Genomic DNA, 16,219 nt, shown 5'->3' on the forward strand with positions numbered 1-16,219 from the left:
ACTATTTCTACTCCCCTATGACCAGTTTACCTACTCGGCCGGCGGCCCAGTCCCACTCCATCGGCCTGCTCATCGGCGTGCTGCTGCTGGCCTTACTGGCCGGCGAATGGTACGTGCTGCAACACCCGGCGGAATTAGCGTCGGCGCGGGCCGCCCAGCACCAGGCCGGGCAGGCGCCCACGCTAACTCCCCGCCAGCGCCTGGCGGCCCGGATGGTCATCATCAACCAGCAACGCGCCGAAGCCCGGCGGAAGCGGCTGCAGCGGCAGGCGGCGCCGGTGGTAGGCCAGCCGGCCGCCGAGCTGGCCACGGCCACGAGCCAGGCCGGCGACCAGGTAGTGCGCAGGGGAGGGGCCGCCGCGTTGCGCGTGGCCACGGCCGGGCAGGGGTTCAAAGGCAAGCTACTGGTGAAGGCGGGCCGGCTCTATGGAGCGGCCGGCATCTTCCTGCGGGCGCTGGTGCTGCTCGCGGCCGGGGTGCTGGTATTCGTGCTGCCGGCACCCGAGCGCAAACCCGGCGGGTCGGCCCAGCGCAAGCCGCTGCGGCCTGAGGCCGTGCGCGTGGTCGTGGCCAGCTGCGCGGGCTTGTTTCTGCTCAGCGCCTACGTGCTACTGACCATGGCCTCCTACCAGCCGGGCTTTATCCGGGTGGGCTACCCGGTTGGAGTAATTGTGGCGCTGGCCAGCGGCTTTGTGGTGGGGCTATTGCGGGCCGCGACCAAAAGCCCGGAGTTTGGGCTGAGCGTGGAGCGCAGGAAGCTGGAGACGCCCGATGGGTTCAACCTGCCCACGGAAGGGGGCGGTTGGGTGAACGTACCCAATCCCTACCGCGGCGTGCTGGTGCTCGGCGGCGCCGGGGCGGGCAAGACCTATTCCATCGGGGAGCCGGTGATTGAGCAGCTGGCGGCTAAGAACTTTGCCGGGCTCATCTACGACTTCAAGTTTCCGGTGCTGGCCGAAGTAGCCCAGAAGGCGCTGGAGCTGGCCGGGCGCCAGCAAAGCCCGCCGCGGCTGCTGCCCAGCGGGGAGCCCGAGCCGACGGTGGTGCTGCACGTCATCAACTTCCGCGACCTGCAGCGCAGCGAGCGGGTGAACCCGCTGCGGGCCGAGGACATGCCGGTGGTGGCGTTTGCCGAAGAATACTCGCGGGCCATTATCAACAACCTCAACCCGGCCAGCATCCGCAAGATGGAGTTCTTCGACATCAGCGCGGTGGCCTACCTGACGGGCATCATCTGGTTTTATAAAAAGCACTTCCCGCGCTACTGCACCATTCCGCACGTGGTGGCCACGGCCATCCACAAGGACTTCAAGCACGTGCTCTCGATGCTGGAAACCGACCCGGAGTGCGCCGGCATGGTGCGCAGCATCGTGACGGCCGTCGAGCAGCGGGCCGAGAAGCAGGTGGCCGCCGTCGTGGGCACGCTGCAGGTGATTCTCAACCGGATTAACTCACCGGAAATCGTGTGGGTGCTTACGCCCGACGAGGCGAAAGGGGAGGGGTTTTCGCTGAATCTGAACGACCCGAAGCAGCCGGCGCTGCTCTGCATCGGCAACGACCCCACGCTGAAGGAAACCTTCTCGCCGGTGGTCAGCTGCATTATCACCGTCGCCATCAAGCTCATGAACCAGCAGCACAAGCACCGCAGCTACGTGTTCCTCGACGAGGCCGCCACGGTGTACGTGCCGGGGCTGGAGCTGCTGCCGGCCACAGCCCGCAGCAATAAGGTAGCCACCATCTACATGACCCAGGACCTGGCTCAAATGACCGACGCCTATGGGCCTGAAAAGATGAAGGTTATGGTCTCCAACCTCAACAACCAGTTTTTCGGCAAGGTCAACTCGCTCGACACGGCCAAGTTCATCTCCGAGCTCGTGGGCCGTGAGGATAAGCAGATGCACAGCACCAGTACCGGCAAGAGCCAGGGCGGGGGAGGAGGCCACGGCAGCCACAGCTCGAACCTGAGCACCAGCTACCAGGAGCGCAACCTGGTGAGGGTGCAGGATGCCATCGCCCTGCAGCAGGGCGAGTTTATCGGGCAGACGGTAGAAACCGAGCGCACCTTCTTCCAGGGCGTCATCTCCCGGGCCGACGCGACCCCGGAGCGGTTTCCGCTGCACCCCGTGGCCACGTTTGGCACCAGCGAAGAGGATAGCGCTGCTACGCTTTCCGTGGTGGTGCAGGAGAACTACCGGCGGGTCAGCCAGCAGGTAAAAGAAACCCTGGCCCTGCACGCAAACACCTTAGCAGGAGGCACAAAGAATGAGGCAGATTAGCCGCCAGAACCCCGCAAATGCGACGTTTAGGCCCTTTTTGCTGTTAAGTAAGTACCCAAAACCTACGCCCCAAACCCTATGATGAAGAGCTTTTTCACGCCCGCCCCGGCCGGCCTCACCCCTGAGCAGCTGACTGCCCGCCAGGAACGGGAGCGGCATGCCAATAACTCCATTGCCATTCTGATGAGCAACGGGCCCGCACCCAGCCCGGAGGCCCTGGCCATCATGCAGCGGCACGTGGACGGGGAGATTAGCATTGAGGAAGCCATTGAGCTGACCGACGCCATGCTGCTGGCCCGCTACCGGCCGGGTGCCGGCTCAGGGAGCACAGAGCCTAACCACGCACGCTGATGGTAGCCGGCGACCGTTTCAGCGACGAAAACGGAGTACGGATAAACCGGCTGGGCATTACCGACCCCCAGCAGCTGGCCCAGGCCGAAACCGACTCCTCGCTGCTGCGCTTGCAGCGGCTTAATGTGCAGGGCGGCATTCCCGGCGGGCGCTACGACTACGCCCACCTCAAGCAGGTGCACCAGAAGCTTTTTGAAGGCGTGTACCCTTGGGCCGGCGAAACCCGGGCCGACCGGGGGTTTCAGGGGCACAAACCCACCTACGTCACCGGTTTCAAGGAGACGATGACTTACGCGCCTTACAAGGAGATTGAGTTGCGCCTGAATGCCATCGGCGAGCAGCTGGGCAAGGAGAACAACCTGAAGGGACTGTCGGAGGAGAAGTTTGCCGAGCGCGCCGCCTATTACCTCGACCAGTACAACCACACCCATGCCTTTCGCGACGGCAACGGGCGCACGTTGCAGGCCACGTTTGTGCAGCTCGGTAAAGAGGCCGGCTACCAGGTCGACTTTGCCCGCATCGACCCGGCCACGCTGAACCGGGCCCGCGACCTGGCCATGGTGCGCCCGCATGCGCCCCAGGAAGCGGAGAAGAATCTGCAGGCGCTGAAATCCATGTTTGAGCAGGTAATCAGCCCAGCGCCGGGCCTTGAAGCCGAAAAGCTCCGCGACCCCAGCCTGGCGCGGCCACTGGCGGCCCTATCCGCGGAGATGAACGCCCTGGATGCTCGGCGTGAGCTGGAGGTGACGGGCTACCGGGTGATGGACATTGTGGCTAACATGCCGGGCGCTGGTAATTACGAAAAGGGCGTCGCAGTAGGGAAGGGGGTGGAAGCGACCAACCTGAATCCGGCGGCTATTCAGACCCACTTGGAGCAGTTTCAGCAGGCAGCGGAGAAAATAATCAAGCACCCTGCTTTGCAGGGGCCCGATGCAAAGCAGGACCAGTCGGACGCTAGGCGGTTTCGAGCGGCGGCTGAGCAGATTCAGACGTTGGCTGTGGTGAAGGAAGCAGGAGTGAAGATGCCGATGCTGCTTCAAACCCACGAGGAGGCACAGGCTGTTTTCAAACGGGCAGCTGGCCAAGTAGCTCAGGCATTACACGAACACGGAAAGGGACTGGATGCTGCGCGTCTACAGGAAGTAGCCAAGCACGTCGAGCGCACACCGTTTATCGGTGGGTTGAACCGTGAAAACGTAGGTAAGTCCTTGGATGCGGCCGACCGGATTCCGGCTCTGAGTGCCAGCCAGCACCTAGGTGAACTCAAAAGTGCGGTGGGAATTATGGAGAAAGCACCCCCTGTGCAGGAGCGAAGCTCTGCCGGCATTTCTGGTCGCGAAGCCGGTGGCGTGGAGCGCTGATGGTCAAAGCGAAACATAACGGGTTGTTACGCTGCGAAACTGCAATGAGGAAACCCACCTCGCCCACGGAAAGATTCTGGAGCTTTGGCCGCACGCTACGGAGATACGAATGCGTTGCACCTGTCGCGACACCAGTCGGAAGTGGCTTCAGACTCATCATGCGTAAGCCGACACTGACAAGTAGTTACCCACTATTGAGTTCGGCTTTCGTGACGCACCTGAAAGTTTTCAAACCGGAGGTTGAAATCTGCCAGCACCGGAGAACCGTCACGCTCCATTCTCAACCGTGGCGCATCATGCTTTAAACGACTGTGCATATGTTTAATCGGGTCATGTTCTGTCTCCTGCTTGGTGATACGGACGGCTCCGGCCAATAATTGTGGCCAGGAACCCCAGGCGGCTCGCTCATCCTGCTCAACTCCTGTGAAATGGATACCGTGACGACCAATGATAAAGAAGTACACGTTCCCTATGGCCTTTTCTGCCGGTGAATGCCGGGTAATCTGCAGCGCGTTAAGGGTCGTTTTTACATCGGTTCGCTCTACCCACGTTACTACCTTATCAAGCCAGCTCAGGGCGTTCTTCTGTAGGTTGCTGATGACGCTGCGTCGCTTTTGCATGGAGTTGGCAAACGGGTCCTGCCATTTTAGCTGGAATAACCCCAACGACTTGGTTACTTTATCAAAGACAACCGCGTCGATATCCGTCTCGCGCCCGTCAATAGACATGCGTATTTCGACTGGAATACGCACGAATCTGTCTTCCGTGAAGAAGCCAAATATCATTCTCCTGAACCGTTCCTCCCGGTTGTTCACTGCTTTGGAGTAATCCAGCTCGCAGGTTCTTTTCAATTCATGATTCAGAAACTGAAAAGGGTTGTTGAGGCATCCGGCGGTCGAGCGTAGCAGCTGCGAATCTGAAACCTGAACGAAAGGCGGCGGAGCTATGCGGGGAATTGACAGGTAAGCCTGGTAATTGTCATTGTTCAGCGTGATATGATTCAGCATGCCGCTAACCTCCTGCCCGGTACGACCCAGGTACCGGGCAAGGTCAGCCACAACACCTTCTCTGGAACAGAATAAGGATATGATGTTTCGCAGTTCGAGGCGGTCATATTTTTTGTGTGCCGCTTCACAGAACGCCTTATGGAGCAACGCTAAACCAGCCAAGTACTCGACCATGGTGACGTAGGCCCCGTAAGGTACCTGACCGAACAGGTCTGCTTCGTCAAAATCGTCGTGGACCTGTTTGCGAAAAATGTGCTGCCGGCCCTGTTGAATGAAGTATTCCGTAACGTAAGGGGTTGCCTGATAGGCAATGGTTCGTCTGTCGGGGCTCTTTACCGAGAGCATAATCCGCTTGTAGACCCGGTTAGCGTCGAATCTGTCCTTGTCGGCTTTTTTGCTTGTAAGCTGCCCGACTATATGCTTCTGCACAAACTGCCAGTCATGCAGGTCAAAAAATTCAGCATTGGAATAGGAGTCCGTAATGGCGAATACAAACTCGCTCTCAGTTGGCTGACTAATTGAGGCAAAGCCCATTTTACAGAACATCACCAGCTGCCGGGCAAAGGCAAGCTTACCGGTTGCATGAATGACAGAGTCGGCCCAGGCAGTAATATCGTTGTTTGAGTACAGGATTTGCTGAAACTCTGACTGTTCGATTTTTGAATACCATGCCTGGAGCAGCAATGGCCATCCATACTGATGAATGGTTTCAAAATAGTCTGTGTAAGCAGCGTCAAACTGCCCGCTACCACGCAGGTACAGGTAGACAATGTCCATTTCCCTGACAATGTTGACTACAGCGCTTCCTGGCAACCCACTTATCTCCGAGAACTTTTCCAGTTCAGCATCAAGTATTGATTCTAGGATTTCTGAGGGCATCCGCATAGCGCAGGCAGGGAAAGAGTTTCGGAGTGAGCATCGGAATCATGGCTGTCATGCCAGTCAGCAGTGTACAATGGCTGGTGGTGAAAGCGACACAAGCAGGCCATGGTGGTCCTTATGTGTTTTCCGCTAAGACGACAAGAACCGGCCCACGCAGTATATCATCTTCGTTTTCAATATCGAACGCGTGTCCTGTCAGCTCTCCAATTACTTCCATTGCGGCCGGATTTACTTCACCCTCGCAGTCGAATACAGTATATACAACATACCCAGGACCGTTCGCCTGAACATCTACCAAAGTGGGATGACAGCGTAACAGAGCCGGCACCAAGTCTTCAAGGCCACTGAATTCCGGGGTCCGACCGGGCACCCATAGTCCCTGGTCTGATACTGCCAGCGGGGCAGCAGCCGGTTGATATAGTGTTGCAGGCATCTGAAAGCGGAATACTGTCCTGTAAAGGAAGAAATAAACCGCGAGTATCCGGCCTGAGAGGATACCGCATTCGGTTAAGGTGGGGTTCAGCAAAAAGCACCTTATCTGCTGCTGTGACGTTTACATGCTGATGGCCGACGTTCATACTCCTTCCACGCGCAGCTTCAACATGTCCCGTATTCGGGGCAAAGACACCAAGCCGGAATTGCTGGTTCGACAGTACCTGCATTCCCGCGGATTACGTTACCGGCTGCATGCAAAGCACCTTCCCGGCAAGCCGGACCTCGTATTTCCCGGGCTGCACACCGTGGTTTTCATACATGGCTGCTTCTGGCATCAGCACGAAGGATGCCGGTATTTTGTGGTGCCGAAAACCCGGACCGAGTTCTGGATGGGAAAAATCGGGCGCAACGTAACCAACGATGAACGCCAGCAGGCAGAATTAAAAAATCAGGGGTGGCGAGTGCTGGTTGTGTGGGAATGTGAGCTTCGGCCACCGCACCGGGAACGCACGCTGGAAAGGCTCTTTTATTCCCTGACAGCCCCCGAATCGGATGAACTGGAATGCTAATTCTGCTGGCAAATGGACGAAAAATCCCGTACTTGTGTGCTGGAAAAGCGAGTATTTTCGCTAAATAGCTAACAATGAACTATATCGACCTGTTCGCGGGCGCAGGTGGCTTGTCCGAAGGCTTCCATAATGCGGGCTTCACTCCGGTGGCGCACGTGGAAATGGATGCCCATGCCTGCGACACCATCCGCACAAGACTGGCCTGGTATTGTCTGCACGAGAAAAAAGATTACCAGCCATACTTCAATTACCTGCGCGGCAAGCTCCCACGTGAGGAGTTGTATGAACTGATTGAACAGATTCAGCCAGGATTACTGGATTCAGTCATCAACGAGGCTATTGGTGAAGAAACGCGGCAGGGGATATTTGATAAGATTGACCAGCAACTGAAACGCCTGCCGGAAGGAAAGCAGGAAGTAGACCTGATTATCGGAGGTCCTCCCTGTCAGACCTTTTCCGTTGCCGGACGCGCCCGGCTGGGGCGCGCAGTGATGGAAAACGACCCTCGCAGTAAGCTCTATCTGCAGTATGCAGAATTCCTGGTAAAGTACCGTCCCCGCATGTTCGTGTTTGAGAACGTGCTGGGGATGCTGAGCTTTAAGAACGGACAGCAGCTGGACCTCATCCGGGAAACGTTTCTGGAGGCGGGCTACGCTATGGATGTGCGGGAGTGGAATGCCCGCAGCTTCGGGGTGCTGCAAAGCCGCGAGCGACTGATTATCATCGGCTGGCGTCTCGACCAGCCGGCGTTAGGCTATCCGGCATTCGGGACCCTGACGGCAGAAGAACAGAAGCGATTCACAGTGGAGGAATTGCTGAGTGACCTGCCGCCTCTTGAGCCTGGCCAAGTTCTTCCGCCTACTCCTTACGAACCCAAGACCATTACGCCATATCTGAAATGGTCAGGTTTACGCCAAAAATGCCCGGTAATAACCTGGCATCACGCCCGGCCGCATCGGGAGGAAGACCGGGAGATTTACCGGCTGTTTATTGAACACTGGAACGACGGGGGCGATGAATATCAGCGAATGCGATATAATGAGCTGCCGGGGCACCTTATTTTTCACGTGAATAAGACGGACTTCACCGACAGGTTCAAGGTCGTGGCCTCGGATATGCATTACTCACAGACTGTGGTGGCACATATCAGTAAAGACGGCCACTATTACATTCACCCGGATATCAAACAACGCCGTTCGCTTTCAGTACGGGAGGCTGCCAGATTGCAGTCGTTTCCTGACAACTATTACTTTGAAGGACCCCGGACTTCAGCGCTGAAACAGATTGGCAATGCAGTGCCGCCGCTGATGGGTGAACGAATTGCCCTGAGCGTTCGCAATGCCCTGAATGGTGTCGGAAATTTTCTGCGGCCAGACTCTCCGGTAGGTAAACGTCGCTCCGGCAAAAAAGACAAACAGTTGGCGCTAAACTACGCGCAGTAGGAATTATGTCAGTTTCTTACTGCATATTAATCTGAATTTCAGTCAGACAGGAAGTGTCATCTTCGTTCACGAGGTGCACCAGCTGTTTTCTTCCCCCATGCCAAATCTGATATAACTCTTACCCTCATCCGATACCACCACTATCGGACTTCTACGTCCCGGCAACAGGCCGGCTATCAATGAGCTTTGAGACAATTCTGTTCGAGGAGGCCGGCCCGCGTGCTGATTCCATGCTCGAAACCCTCCGCTCCATCGGCTACACGCTGGACACGGCTGTGGCCGATATAATCGATAACAGCATTGCGGCGGGGGCAACGGACGTACAGCTTGAAATCGTCTGGCAGGGGCAGCAATCCACCCTGACGCTGTCGGATAATGGCCGGGGGATGAGCCCCGAGGCGCTACGGGAAGCGATGCGGCCGGGCAGCCGGCACCCGGGCCAGGTGCGACACAAAGACGACCTGGGACGTTTCGGTCTTGGCCTGAAAACTGCCTCTTTCTCCCAATGTCGCCGGTTCACGGTTCTTTCAAAGCCCCAGGCAGGCGAAGTAACCTTTCGCTGCTGGGACTTGGACTATGTAAATGAGGCAAAGGCCTGGAACCTGTTGTGCCACGTCTCGGATGAATCCCTCGTGGAACAGCTGGCAGCCCAGCCGCAGGGGACCATTGTGTTCTGGGAGAAAATGGACCGGCTGGTCGGAAATCTGCAGCTGGGCAACTCAAAGCACGAGGCGCTTTTTGGCCAGTACGTCAAGATGGTCGAGCATCATCTGGCCATGGTCTTTCACCGGTATCTGGAAGACAACAGCCTGACGATTTACGTCAACGGGGAAAAGCTGAGTCCCTGGGACCCGTTTCTCACGGCCGAGCCCTTCACCCAGCGTCTGATTGACGAAACCCTGCTCAGCGGGCAGGTAGTTATCCGGCCCTACATTCTGCCGCATCACCGCCGGCTTTCCCATCCCGACCTGTTTGAGGAAGCAGGGGGCCTGCGCGGCTGGGGTGCTCATCAGGGTTTTTACATCTACCGTAACCGGCGGCTGCTGGTCGCCGGAGACTGGCTGGGCCTGTTCCGCCGCGAGGAGCACTGCAAGCTGGCCCGCATCATGGTGGACCTGCCCAACACGCTGGACGATGCCTGGCAGATTGATATCCGCAAAGCACAGTCCTTCCCGCCGACCACGCTGCAGGGCGACTTCAAGCGAATCGGTACCCATGCCCGCACCCGGGCGGTGGAAGTCTACCGGGCCCGTGGGCGCAAGCTCAAGCATACCCATAGCATTGGATTCACCCCGGTCTGGCAGGAAAATGTCCGCCTGGGGCAGCGGCACTACACCATCAACCGCCAGCACCCGCTGGTGAAGGACCTGCTCGAAAAGAGCAAAGGCCAGTCTTCCGCGCTGCTCCATGCCGTGCTGCGGATGTGTGAGGAAACCATCCCCGTACCCCTGATTGTGCTGAGTGAGGCGGAAAAGCCCCGCGAACAGGCCGTGCCGTACGAAAATGTCGGCGACGAGGAAATCATGCCGTTGCTGCAGGACCTGTTCAAGGACTTCCGGGCGGCCGGCCGCTCTGCAGCGGACGTGCGGCAGATGCTGCTCAACATGGAGCCTTTCAATTATTTTCCTCACCTCATTGACAAGCTTCCGAATGCCTGATTCCCACGAGGAGGCCCTGAGCGTGGCCATCACCATGCTCACGCCGAAAGCCCACAAAACCCCGGCTGTTATAACCGAAACGGTGGGCCGGGTCGGGATGCTCTACCCCGAGGCCGACAAAGAGCGGCTGCAGGCGGACCTGCTGGCCTACTACCGGGTGAAATCGCTGGATTACGCCATTCTGGAGGACAAGGCCAACCGGCAGCCCCCGTGGCTGGATAAGGCCCGTGAGGACATCAAATGGAAGTTCTGGAGCCGCTACCGCGACTACATGCAGTTCGACCGGCGGATGGCCGCTCATACCGTAGACCAGCTGGGCGACCTGACCGATGACATCCTGGACCGCCTGAGTAACCCCCGCAGCACCCTGCCTTTTGACCGGCGCGGTATGGTTGTGGGGCAAGTACAGTCCGGCAAGACCGGCAACTACACCGGCCTTATCTGCAAGGCGGCGGATGCCGGCTACAAGCTCATCATTGTGCTGGCTGGCATTCACAGCAGCCTCCGTAGCCAGACGCAGGAACGTCTGGACGAGGGCTTCGTTGGGTATAATACCCAGACAGCCCGCACTCACCGCACCGGAAACCACTGGATTGGTGTGGGGAAGCGTGACCGCAAGGTGCCGGCTCACTCGCTGACCACCAGCGCGTCAAACGGGGATTTTAAAACCTCCCTGGCGGACAGTGTACCCGCTACCATTTTCGGGTCGGACCCGGTGCTGATAGTGGTGAAAAAGAATGTCAGCATCCTGCGCAACCTGATTCTGTGGCTCGCCGCCAAGGGGGAGGAGACCGAGAAAGGGCACCGCTTGCTGAGTGATATGCCGCTGCTGCTGATTGACGACGAGGCCGACAACGCCTCGATTAACGTCAGCAAGGAGAATATATCGGCCGTGAACGCCGCCGTGCGGGTGCTGCTTTCTCTGTTTGAGCAGAAGGCTTACGTAGGCTACACGGCGACTCCGTTTGCCAATATTTTCATTCCCGTACTAAGCCGGGCCGACTTCGAAGCATTAAACCTGAGCATTAAAGGGCGTCACAATACCCTGGACGCTGCCGTCGGACAGGAGCTGTTCCCCCGGGACTTTATTGTCAATATTCCCCCGCCGACCAACTACATCGGCCCCGACAAGATTTTTGGCATCGGCGACCCGGACGACGAAGAGGACGGCTCCCATGAGAACGTCCTGCCGGTGGTGCATGAGCTGGACGAGGAGACCGACAATTACCTGGAGCTGTTTCCCAACAAACACAAAAAGGACGACGACCTGCCCACATCCCTGCCGGATTCCCTGGAAGATGCAGTGAATCACTTTTTCCTGACCTGCGCGGCCCGCATGGCCCGTGGGCAGACCCGGCAGCACAGCTCGATGCTCATCCACGTCTCGCGCTTTGTACGCTGGCAGAACCAGACCGGAAAACTGGTAAGCGAATACCTGAGCGACTGCCGCTCCAAGCTGGCCCTGCGCAAGAACAGTCTGGAGCCCGCGCTGAAGGAATTATGGGAAAACGAGTACGAGCCGGTCACGGCGCGTTTTATCGATGAAAAGCTGCTGGATGACCACGCCATCAAACCCCTGAGCTGGGAGGCGGTGCGCAAGCAGCTCCGGCCGGCCATGGAACGCATCAAGGTGCGGGTGGTGCACGGCACCCCGGACCGGACCGGCGATACCCTGCACCTGCCGCTGGCTTACAGCGATTACGACGATACGGGGTTGTTTGTCATTGCCATCGGCGGAAACAAGCTCTCCCGTGGGCTTACTCTGGAGGGGTTGTGCGTGAGTTATTACCTGCGGGCCTCGCGGATGTACGATACACTCATGCAGATGGGGCGCTGGTTCGGCTACCGTCCCGGGTATGCCGACCTGTGCCGGCTGTTTACCAGCGGGGAAATCATCAGCTGGTACCGTCACATTACCCTGGCCACCGAAGAGCTGCGTCTGGAGTTTGACCGGATGGTACGGCAGCGCCGCACGCCGGAAGAGTACGGTCTGAAAATCCGCTCCAAGCCCGGGGTGCTGCAGATTACGGCCACCAACCGGATGCGCGGGGCCTGGCCCCTGCAGCTGAGTTTTGCAGGCGAGCTGATGGAGACCTATGCTTTCCCCCGTCACGACCCCGATTTTATAAAGACCAATTACGAGGCGGTGCAGAAGCTCATCAGCCAGTTGGGTGTACCCGCCCCGGTGGGCAGACAGCCCTACGCCTGGCGTGGGGTAAGCGCCGACACGGTGCAGGGTTTCCTGCTGGAGTACCTGACGACCCAGCGTAACATTGAGCCGGGGAAGCTTACGGATTACATCAGTAAACAGCAGCAGGACGGACGCCTGACCAAATGGACCGTCATCCTGATGCAGGCAGAAAATGATGCAAACCCGGAGGTGCCGTTTGTCATCAATGAAAAGCCGGAGATGGTCCGAACCACGTTCCGTAATGCCGCCGGAGCAAAGGATAAATCCAAAGCGGTCAGCACCGTTGAATACGTGATTCCCAAGGCGCATATCATAAGCCCACGTCACGAAGCGCTTGACCTCGACGACACGCAACTGAGCAAGGCCCTGGAGGGCACCCGGGCGGAGCGTTCCGGGGCCGCTTACCCTTCCGGGGAGCAAATCCGGTTGCAGCGACCGGCTTCTGAAGCGTTGCTGCTGCTGTACCCACTCGACCCGGAGCCGGCCGGATATGCACCCGGTATTCCGGTGATGGGCTATGCCATTAGCTTTCCGGCGCTGAAAGGCGACCGGAAAGTGACTTATATGGGCAATTCCCAGTTGCTGGCCGAGTTTACCAATGAAGACGATAATGCCTTGGACGACGAGGCCGACCAGCAGATAACCCGCGACGATGACTAACGCCGGAACCGCCGCTGGCCTGGAAGCCATCTGGAAAGAACTTGCGCTCGAACCGCCGGCATCCGGTAAGGTAGAGGCCCTCCCGTGTTTGCCAGCCAACCCCGAAAGCCCGCTTTCGGCAGGGTTACTTCATGCACCTGAAGGAGGGCTTCGCCGGGTACTGATGCTGGCGCTGCCAGTACGCCTGCGTTCACGCATAACCCCTGACCGTCGCTATTCGGGCCTGAGCCTTGAGCCGCTGCCGGACCCGGACGAGCCCGAAAAAGCGTTTCTGCTGGCCCTTATTCTGACGGATGAGCGATTTTCGGACATCTTCTCCATACTCGCGGCCGATATCGTGGCGGCATTGGCGGCTGCTCATGACAGCAACGCTCACCTGCGGGCTTTTATGGCTAGGCTCAACCGCTGGCAGGAACTGTTCGGTTTGTTTAACCCGGCCGGGCTCAGTGGTCCGGCGCGGCAGGGGTTGTTCGGGGAACTGCACCTGATAAGGGAGCTGCTCGCGGAGGGGTTGGCACCTGGTCTGGTAATAAATGCCTGGACAGGTCCATTGCACGACCCCCAGGATTTTCACTTCGGGCCAAACGCGGTGGAAGTAAAAACCAGCTCCGGGAGCAGTCAGTCTTTTCAGGTCAGCGGCGCCGCCCAACTGGATGAGAGTCCCTTTGAACAGCTTTTTCTACTGCATCTGTTTCTGGATGTAGCGGAAAACGCCGGCGAAACGCTGCCTCAGATTGTACAGCATCTGGTTGCACAGATAGAATCTGACCCGGCCGCATTCAAGCTTTTTGAAACCCGCCTGCACCAAGCCGGCTACTTCCATGCGCAGGCTGAGCGATACCACGCGGAGGGATTCCGGGTGCGGCATGCCATGCCGGCCCGGGTTCACGAGGCCTTCCCGCGCATCCGGGCGGCGGACCTGCCGCCCGGACTTGGTTCCGTCTCATACACCGTCGACACCGACCAGTTGCTTCCCTATCTGATTCCTTTCGCTACCCTCACTGCTACCCTCGAGTCCCATGTCTGATACCGACGAATTACTGACCTTTCTGACCGACCTGAATCAGGAAATCCGTGCGCTGACCGAGGCGGAGCAGGAGGGAGCCCTTCTGGAAGAGAAAGCCACTGAGTACATGATTGGCATGCTGTCTGACGCCGGTGAGACGGAGGATGCCCGCGTTTGCACCAGCATCAAAGCAAACAAAGCCAATCAGATTCAGCATAAAATCAACGGGTACGCGCTCAGCGAGGACTACGAAACCGTTGACCTGTTCATTACCTTTTTCCAGGAGGGCGAGGAGGTTCGCTCGTTTCCCAAAAGCGAGGTGACAACGGCTGCCAACCAGTCGGAGCGCTTTCTGAAGGATGTATTTAACGGCTACCGGGAAAAGCTTGATGAGTCGGCTCCGGTTTATGACCTGGCCCAGGTGCTGTTTGAGCACGCCGCCAAAGTGGTGCGGGCGCGCATCTTCATCCTGACCAATGCCCGGCTGACCTCGGACATTGTGTTGCCGGACCGCAAACTGCGGGATACCCTGCACGTCCAGTACCATCTGTGGGACCTTGAGCGCTTCCATCGTCTATGGACCAGCCGGAACCGTCGGGAGCCCATTGAAATAGATTTTGAAAAGAGCTATGGCAAGCCGCTGGCGTGCCTGCCCATGCCGGTGAGCAACAATGATTATCAGTCCTGTCTGGCGATTGTTTCCGGGACTATGCTGGCGGAAATCTACGAGCGCTACGGTGCCCGTCTGCTGGAGCAGAACGTTCGTTCCTTTCTCGATTTTACGGGTGGCGTAAACAAGGGAATCCGCAACACCATCCGCACGGCTCCCCACCGGTTTCTGGCTTATAACAACGGCATCGCGGCCACTGCTGAGGATGCAGAAGTGCGGGAGATGCCCGGGGGAGGGTGGGCCATCTACAAGGTCCGCGACCTGCAGATTGTAAACGGGGGCCAGACCACGGCCGCTATTTTCCGCACCCAGCGCCAGGACAAAGCAGACATCAGTACGGTCTTCGTCCAGATGAAGCTGACGGTGCTGCGGCGGCCTGAGGAAATGGACGAAATCATCCCGCTGATTTCCCAGTATGCCAACAGCCAGAATGGTATTCAGGCGGCTGACCTGTCGGCCAACAACGCCTTTAACCGGCAACTCGAAAAGATTTCCCGCACCTGCTGGGCACCGGCAATCAAGGGCTCCGCGCTGCAGACCCGCTGGTTCTTTGAGCGGGCCCGCGGCCAGTACAAGGTGGCCTACAACCGGGAGCTGTCGTCGAGCCGGCGTACGGCTTTCGAGAAGCAGAACCCGCGCAAGCAGCTTTTCAGCAAGGAAATGGTTGCCAAGTTCGAGCACATGTGGAACGGCTACCCCCACCTCGTAGCTAGGGGTGCCCAAAAGAACTACTCGGAGTTTCTGAAGGATAAGCTGAAGAAGGATTACCTGCCCAATAATGTCTTCTTTGAGGACCTGATTGCCAAAGCCATTCTGTTCCGGGCCGCTGACACGGAATATGGCCGGGGAGCCACTAAAATCGGCGATTTCAAGTTTCTTACCGTCCCTTACACCCTGGCCTTTCTGAACCACCTCACCGGGGGGCGGATTGACCTGTTTAAAATCTGGAAGCAGCAGGAGGTATCAGAAAACCTGCGGGAAGTCATCCGCAAGCTGCTCTACGTGGTCGACAAATTCCTGCTGGACAATGCCGGCGGTAAACTGGTGAGTGAACGGGCCAAACAGGAGGATTACTGGAAGCTGCTGCTCACCAAAGCCCCGACCAGCGACAGCCGTCAAAAGATGCTCAGCCTGCTTGCGGATGACTTTGCTGACCCTCAGCAGCAAAAGAAACGCTACAGTCAAAATAACGATGAACTGGCTGCTGAGGAACGCCGGCAGGAGGAAGAATCAATTCGCTCACTGGGGGCAAAGGCTTGGGAAATCATTGAGCAATGGGGGCGTCAGACTGACCTGCTGACGCCGCATAAACGGGGGAAATGTGCTGCAATCGCCCTAAGCATCAATAAAAAACGTCCTCTTACGGATAGTGAGGTTGAAAACGGCAGGTCCGTTGTCGACTTGGTGCTGGAGAAAAACCCGCAGCTGCTTGAAGAGCTGTATGCGGAACAAACGGTTTCAGCAACTGCTACAGCTCCCCGCAGAATCATTACCATAGAGGATGTGGCACACTTGCTGGAATGGGAAAAGGCGAATAAGAAGCTTAAAGCTGATGATGCCGGCTTTCTGATTAAGATAGGTAAGGGAGAGTTGCGGCTCAGTGACTCTGTGAAAGGCAAGGTTTGGTACCTGCAGAACAGTGTGGTACGCCATGGCTACGAATTACCACAGGTGCAATCAGTGTAGGGCCCTTATTCTGTCCCAGTAATCT

General features: G+C 57.8%; 10 protein-coding genes. 9 read left to right on the top strand and 1 reads right to left on the bottom strand.

Annotated elements, in window-relative coordinates:
• The first annotated feature begins 17 nt into the window (after positions 1–17).
• From I2I01_RS22850 to I2I01_RS22860, 3 genes are all read left to right on the top strand, one after another.
• On the top strand, positions 18–2,276 hold the full coding sequence (locus I2I01_RS22850; protein WP_196288858.1) for a TraM recognition domain-containing protein: 2,259 nt from the start codon (positions 18–20) through the stop codon (positions 2,274–2,276).
• Between the two features lie 78 nt (positions 2,277–2,354).
• Entirely contained in the window at positions 2,355–2,627 is a 273-nt protein-coding gene (locus tag I2I01_RS22855) for an antitoxin VbhA family protein (RefSeq protein ID WP_196288859.1), read from the top strand.
• Positions 2,627–3,988: a Fic/DOC family protein gene (locus tag I2I01_RS22860; RefSeq protein WP_196288860.1), complete on the top strand. Its 1,362-nt coding sequence runs from the start codon at positions 2,627–2,629 to the stop codon at positions 3,986–3,988. Before I2I01_RS22855 ends, I2I01_RS22860 begins: the two co-directional genes overlap by 1 nt.
• A 191-nt stretch (positions 3,989–4,179) precedes the next feature.
• Here I2I01_RS22860 and I2I01_RS22865 read toward each other — a convergent pair whose 3' ends face one another.
• A complete protein-coding gene (locus I2I01_RS22865; protein ID WP_196288861.1) occupies positions 4,180–5,880 on the bottom strand; it encodes a hypothetical protein in 1,701 nt (566 codons plus the stop codon).
• A 554-nt stretch (positions 5,881–6,434) separates the two neighbouring features.
• Between I2I01_RS22865 and I2I01_RS22870 the strand changes: the two genes are divergently transcribed.
• The 6 genes from I2I01_RS22870 (at position 6,435) to I2I01_RS22895 (ending at position 16,194) form a co-directional block, all read left to right on the top strand.
• Positions 6,435–6,881: a very short patch repair endonuclease gene (locus I2I01_RS22870; protein WP_211538142.1), complete on the top strand. Its 447-nt coding sequence runs from the start codon at positions 6,435–6,437 to the stop codon at positions 6,879–6,881.
• A 74-nt stretch (positions 6,882–6,955) separates the two neighbouring features.
• The gene (locus tag I2I01_RS22875) at positions 6,956–8,323 is read left to right on the top strand and encodes a DNA cytosine methyltransferase (protein ID WP_196288862.1); all 1,368 of its coding nucleotides are present in this window, start codon (positions 6,956–6,958) and stop codon (positions 8,321–8,323) included.
• Positions 8,324–8,553: 230 nt separating this feature from the next.
• Positions 8,554–9,981: an ATP-binding protein gene (locus I2I01_RS22880; RefSeq protein ID WP_196288863.1), complete on the top strand. Its 1,428-nt coding sequence runs from the start codon at positions 8,554–8,556 to the stop codon at positions 9,979–9,981.
• A complete protein-coding gene (locus I2I01_RS22885) occupies positions 9,974–12,832 on the top strand; it encodes a Z1 domain-containing protein (protein ID WP_196288864.1) in 2,859 nt (952 codons plus the stop codon). The genes I2I01_RS22880 and I2I01_RS22885 overlap by 8 nt, the downstream gene beginning before the upstream one ends.
• The gene (locus I2I01_RS22890) at positions 12,825–13,859 is read left to right on the top strand and encodes a PD-(D/E)XK motif protein (protein WP_196288865.1); all 1,035 of its coding nucleotides are present in this window, start codon (positions 12,825–12,827) and stop codon (positions 13,857–13,859) included. Before I2I01_RS22885 ends, I2I01_RS22890 begins: the two co-directional genes overlap by 8 nt.
• A complete protein-coding gene (locus I2I01_RS22895; RefSeq protein WP_196288866.1) occupies positions 13,852–16,194 on the top strand; it encodes an AIPR family protein in 2,343 nt (780 codons plus the stop codon). The genes I2I01_RS22890 and I2I01_RS22895 overlap by 8 nt, the downstream gene beginning before the upstream one ends.
• Positions 16,195–16,219 lie beyond the last annotated feature (25 nt).

The organism is Hymenobacter properus (assembly GCF_015694735.1).
Classification (GTDB): Bacteria; Bacteroidota; Bacteroidia; order Cytophagales; family Hymenobacteraceae; genus Hymenobacter; species Hymenobacter properus.

What these genes read in the sequence shown, in the direction of transcription:
- I2I01_RS22880 (WP_196288863.1), top strand. Translation starts at nt 8,554, where the DNA reads ATGCTCGAAACCCTCCGCTCCATCGGCTACACGCTGGACACGGCTGTG.
- I2I01_RS22870 (WP_211538142.1), top strand. Translation starts at nt 6,435, where the DNA reads ATGCTGATGGCCGACGTTCATACTCCTTCCACGCGCAGCTTCAACATG.
- I2I01_RS22875 (WP_196288862.1), top strand. Translation starts at nt 6,956, where the DNA reads ATGAACTATATCGACCTGTTCGCGGGCGCAGGTGGCTTGTCCGAAGGC.
- I2I01_RS22865 (WP_196288861.1), bottom strand. Translation starts at nt 5,880, where the DNA reads ATGCGGATGCCCTCAGAAATCCTAGAATCAATACTTGATGCTGAACTG.
- I2I01_RS22860 (WP_196288860.1), top strand. Translation starts at nt 2,627, where the DNA reads ATGGTAGCCGGCGACCGTTTCAGCGACGAAAACGGAGTACGGATAAAC.
- I2I01_RS22885 (WP_196288864.1), top strand. Translation starts at nt 9,974, where the DNA reads ATGCCTGATTCCCACGAGGAGGCCCTGAGCGTGGCCATCACCATGCTC.
- I2I01_RS22890 (WP_196288865.1), top strand. Translation starts at nt 12,825, where the DNA reads ATGACTAACGCCGGAACCGCCGCTGGCCTGGAAGCCATCTGGAAAGAA.
- I2I01_RS22895 (WP_196288866.1), top strand. Translation starts at nt 13,852, where the DNA reads ATGTCTGATACCGACGAATTACTGACCTTTCTGACCGACCTGAATCAG.
- I2I01_RS22855 (WP_196288859.1), top strand. Translation starts at nt 2,355, where the DNA reads ATGATGAAGAGCTTTTTCACGCCCGCCCCGGCCGGCCTCACCCCTGAG.
- I2I01_RS22850 (WP_196288858.1), top strand. Translation starts at nt 18, where the DNA reads ATGACCAGTTTACCTACTCGGCCGGCGGCCCAGTCCCACTCCATCGGC.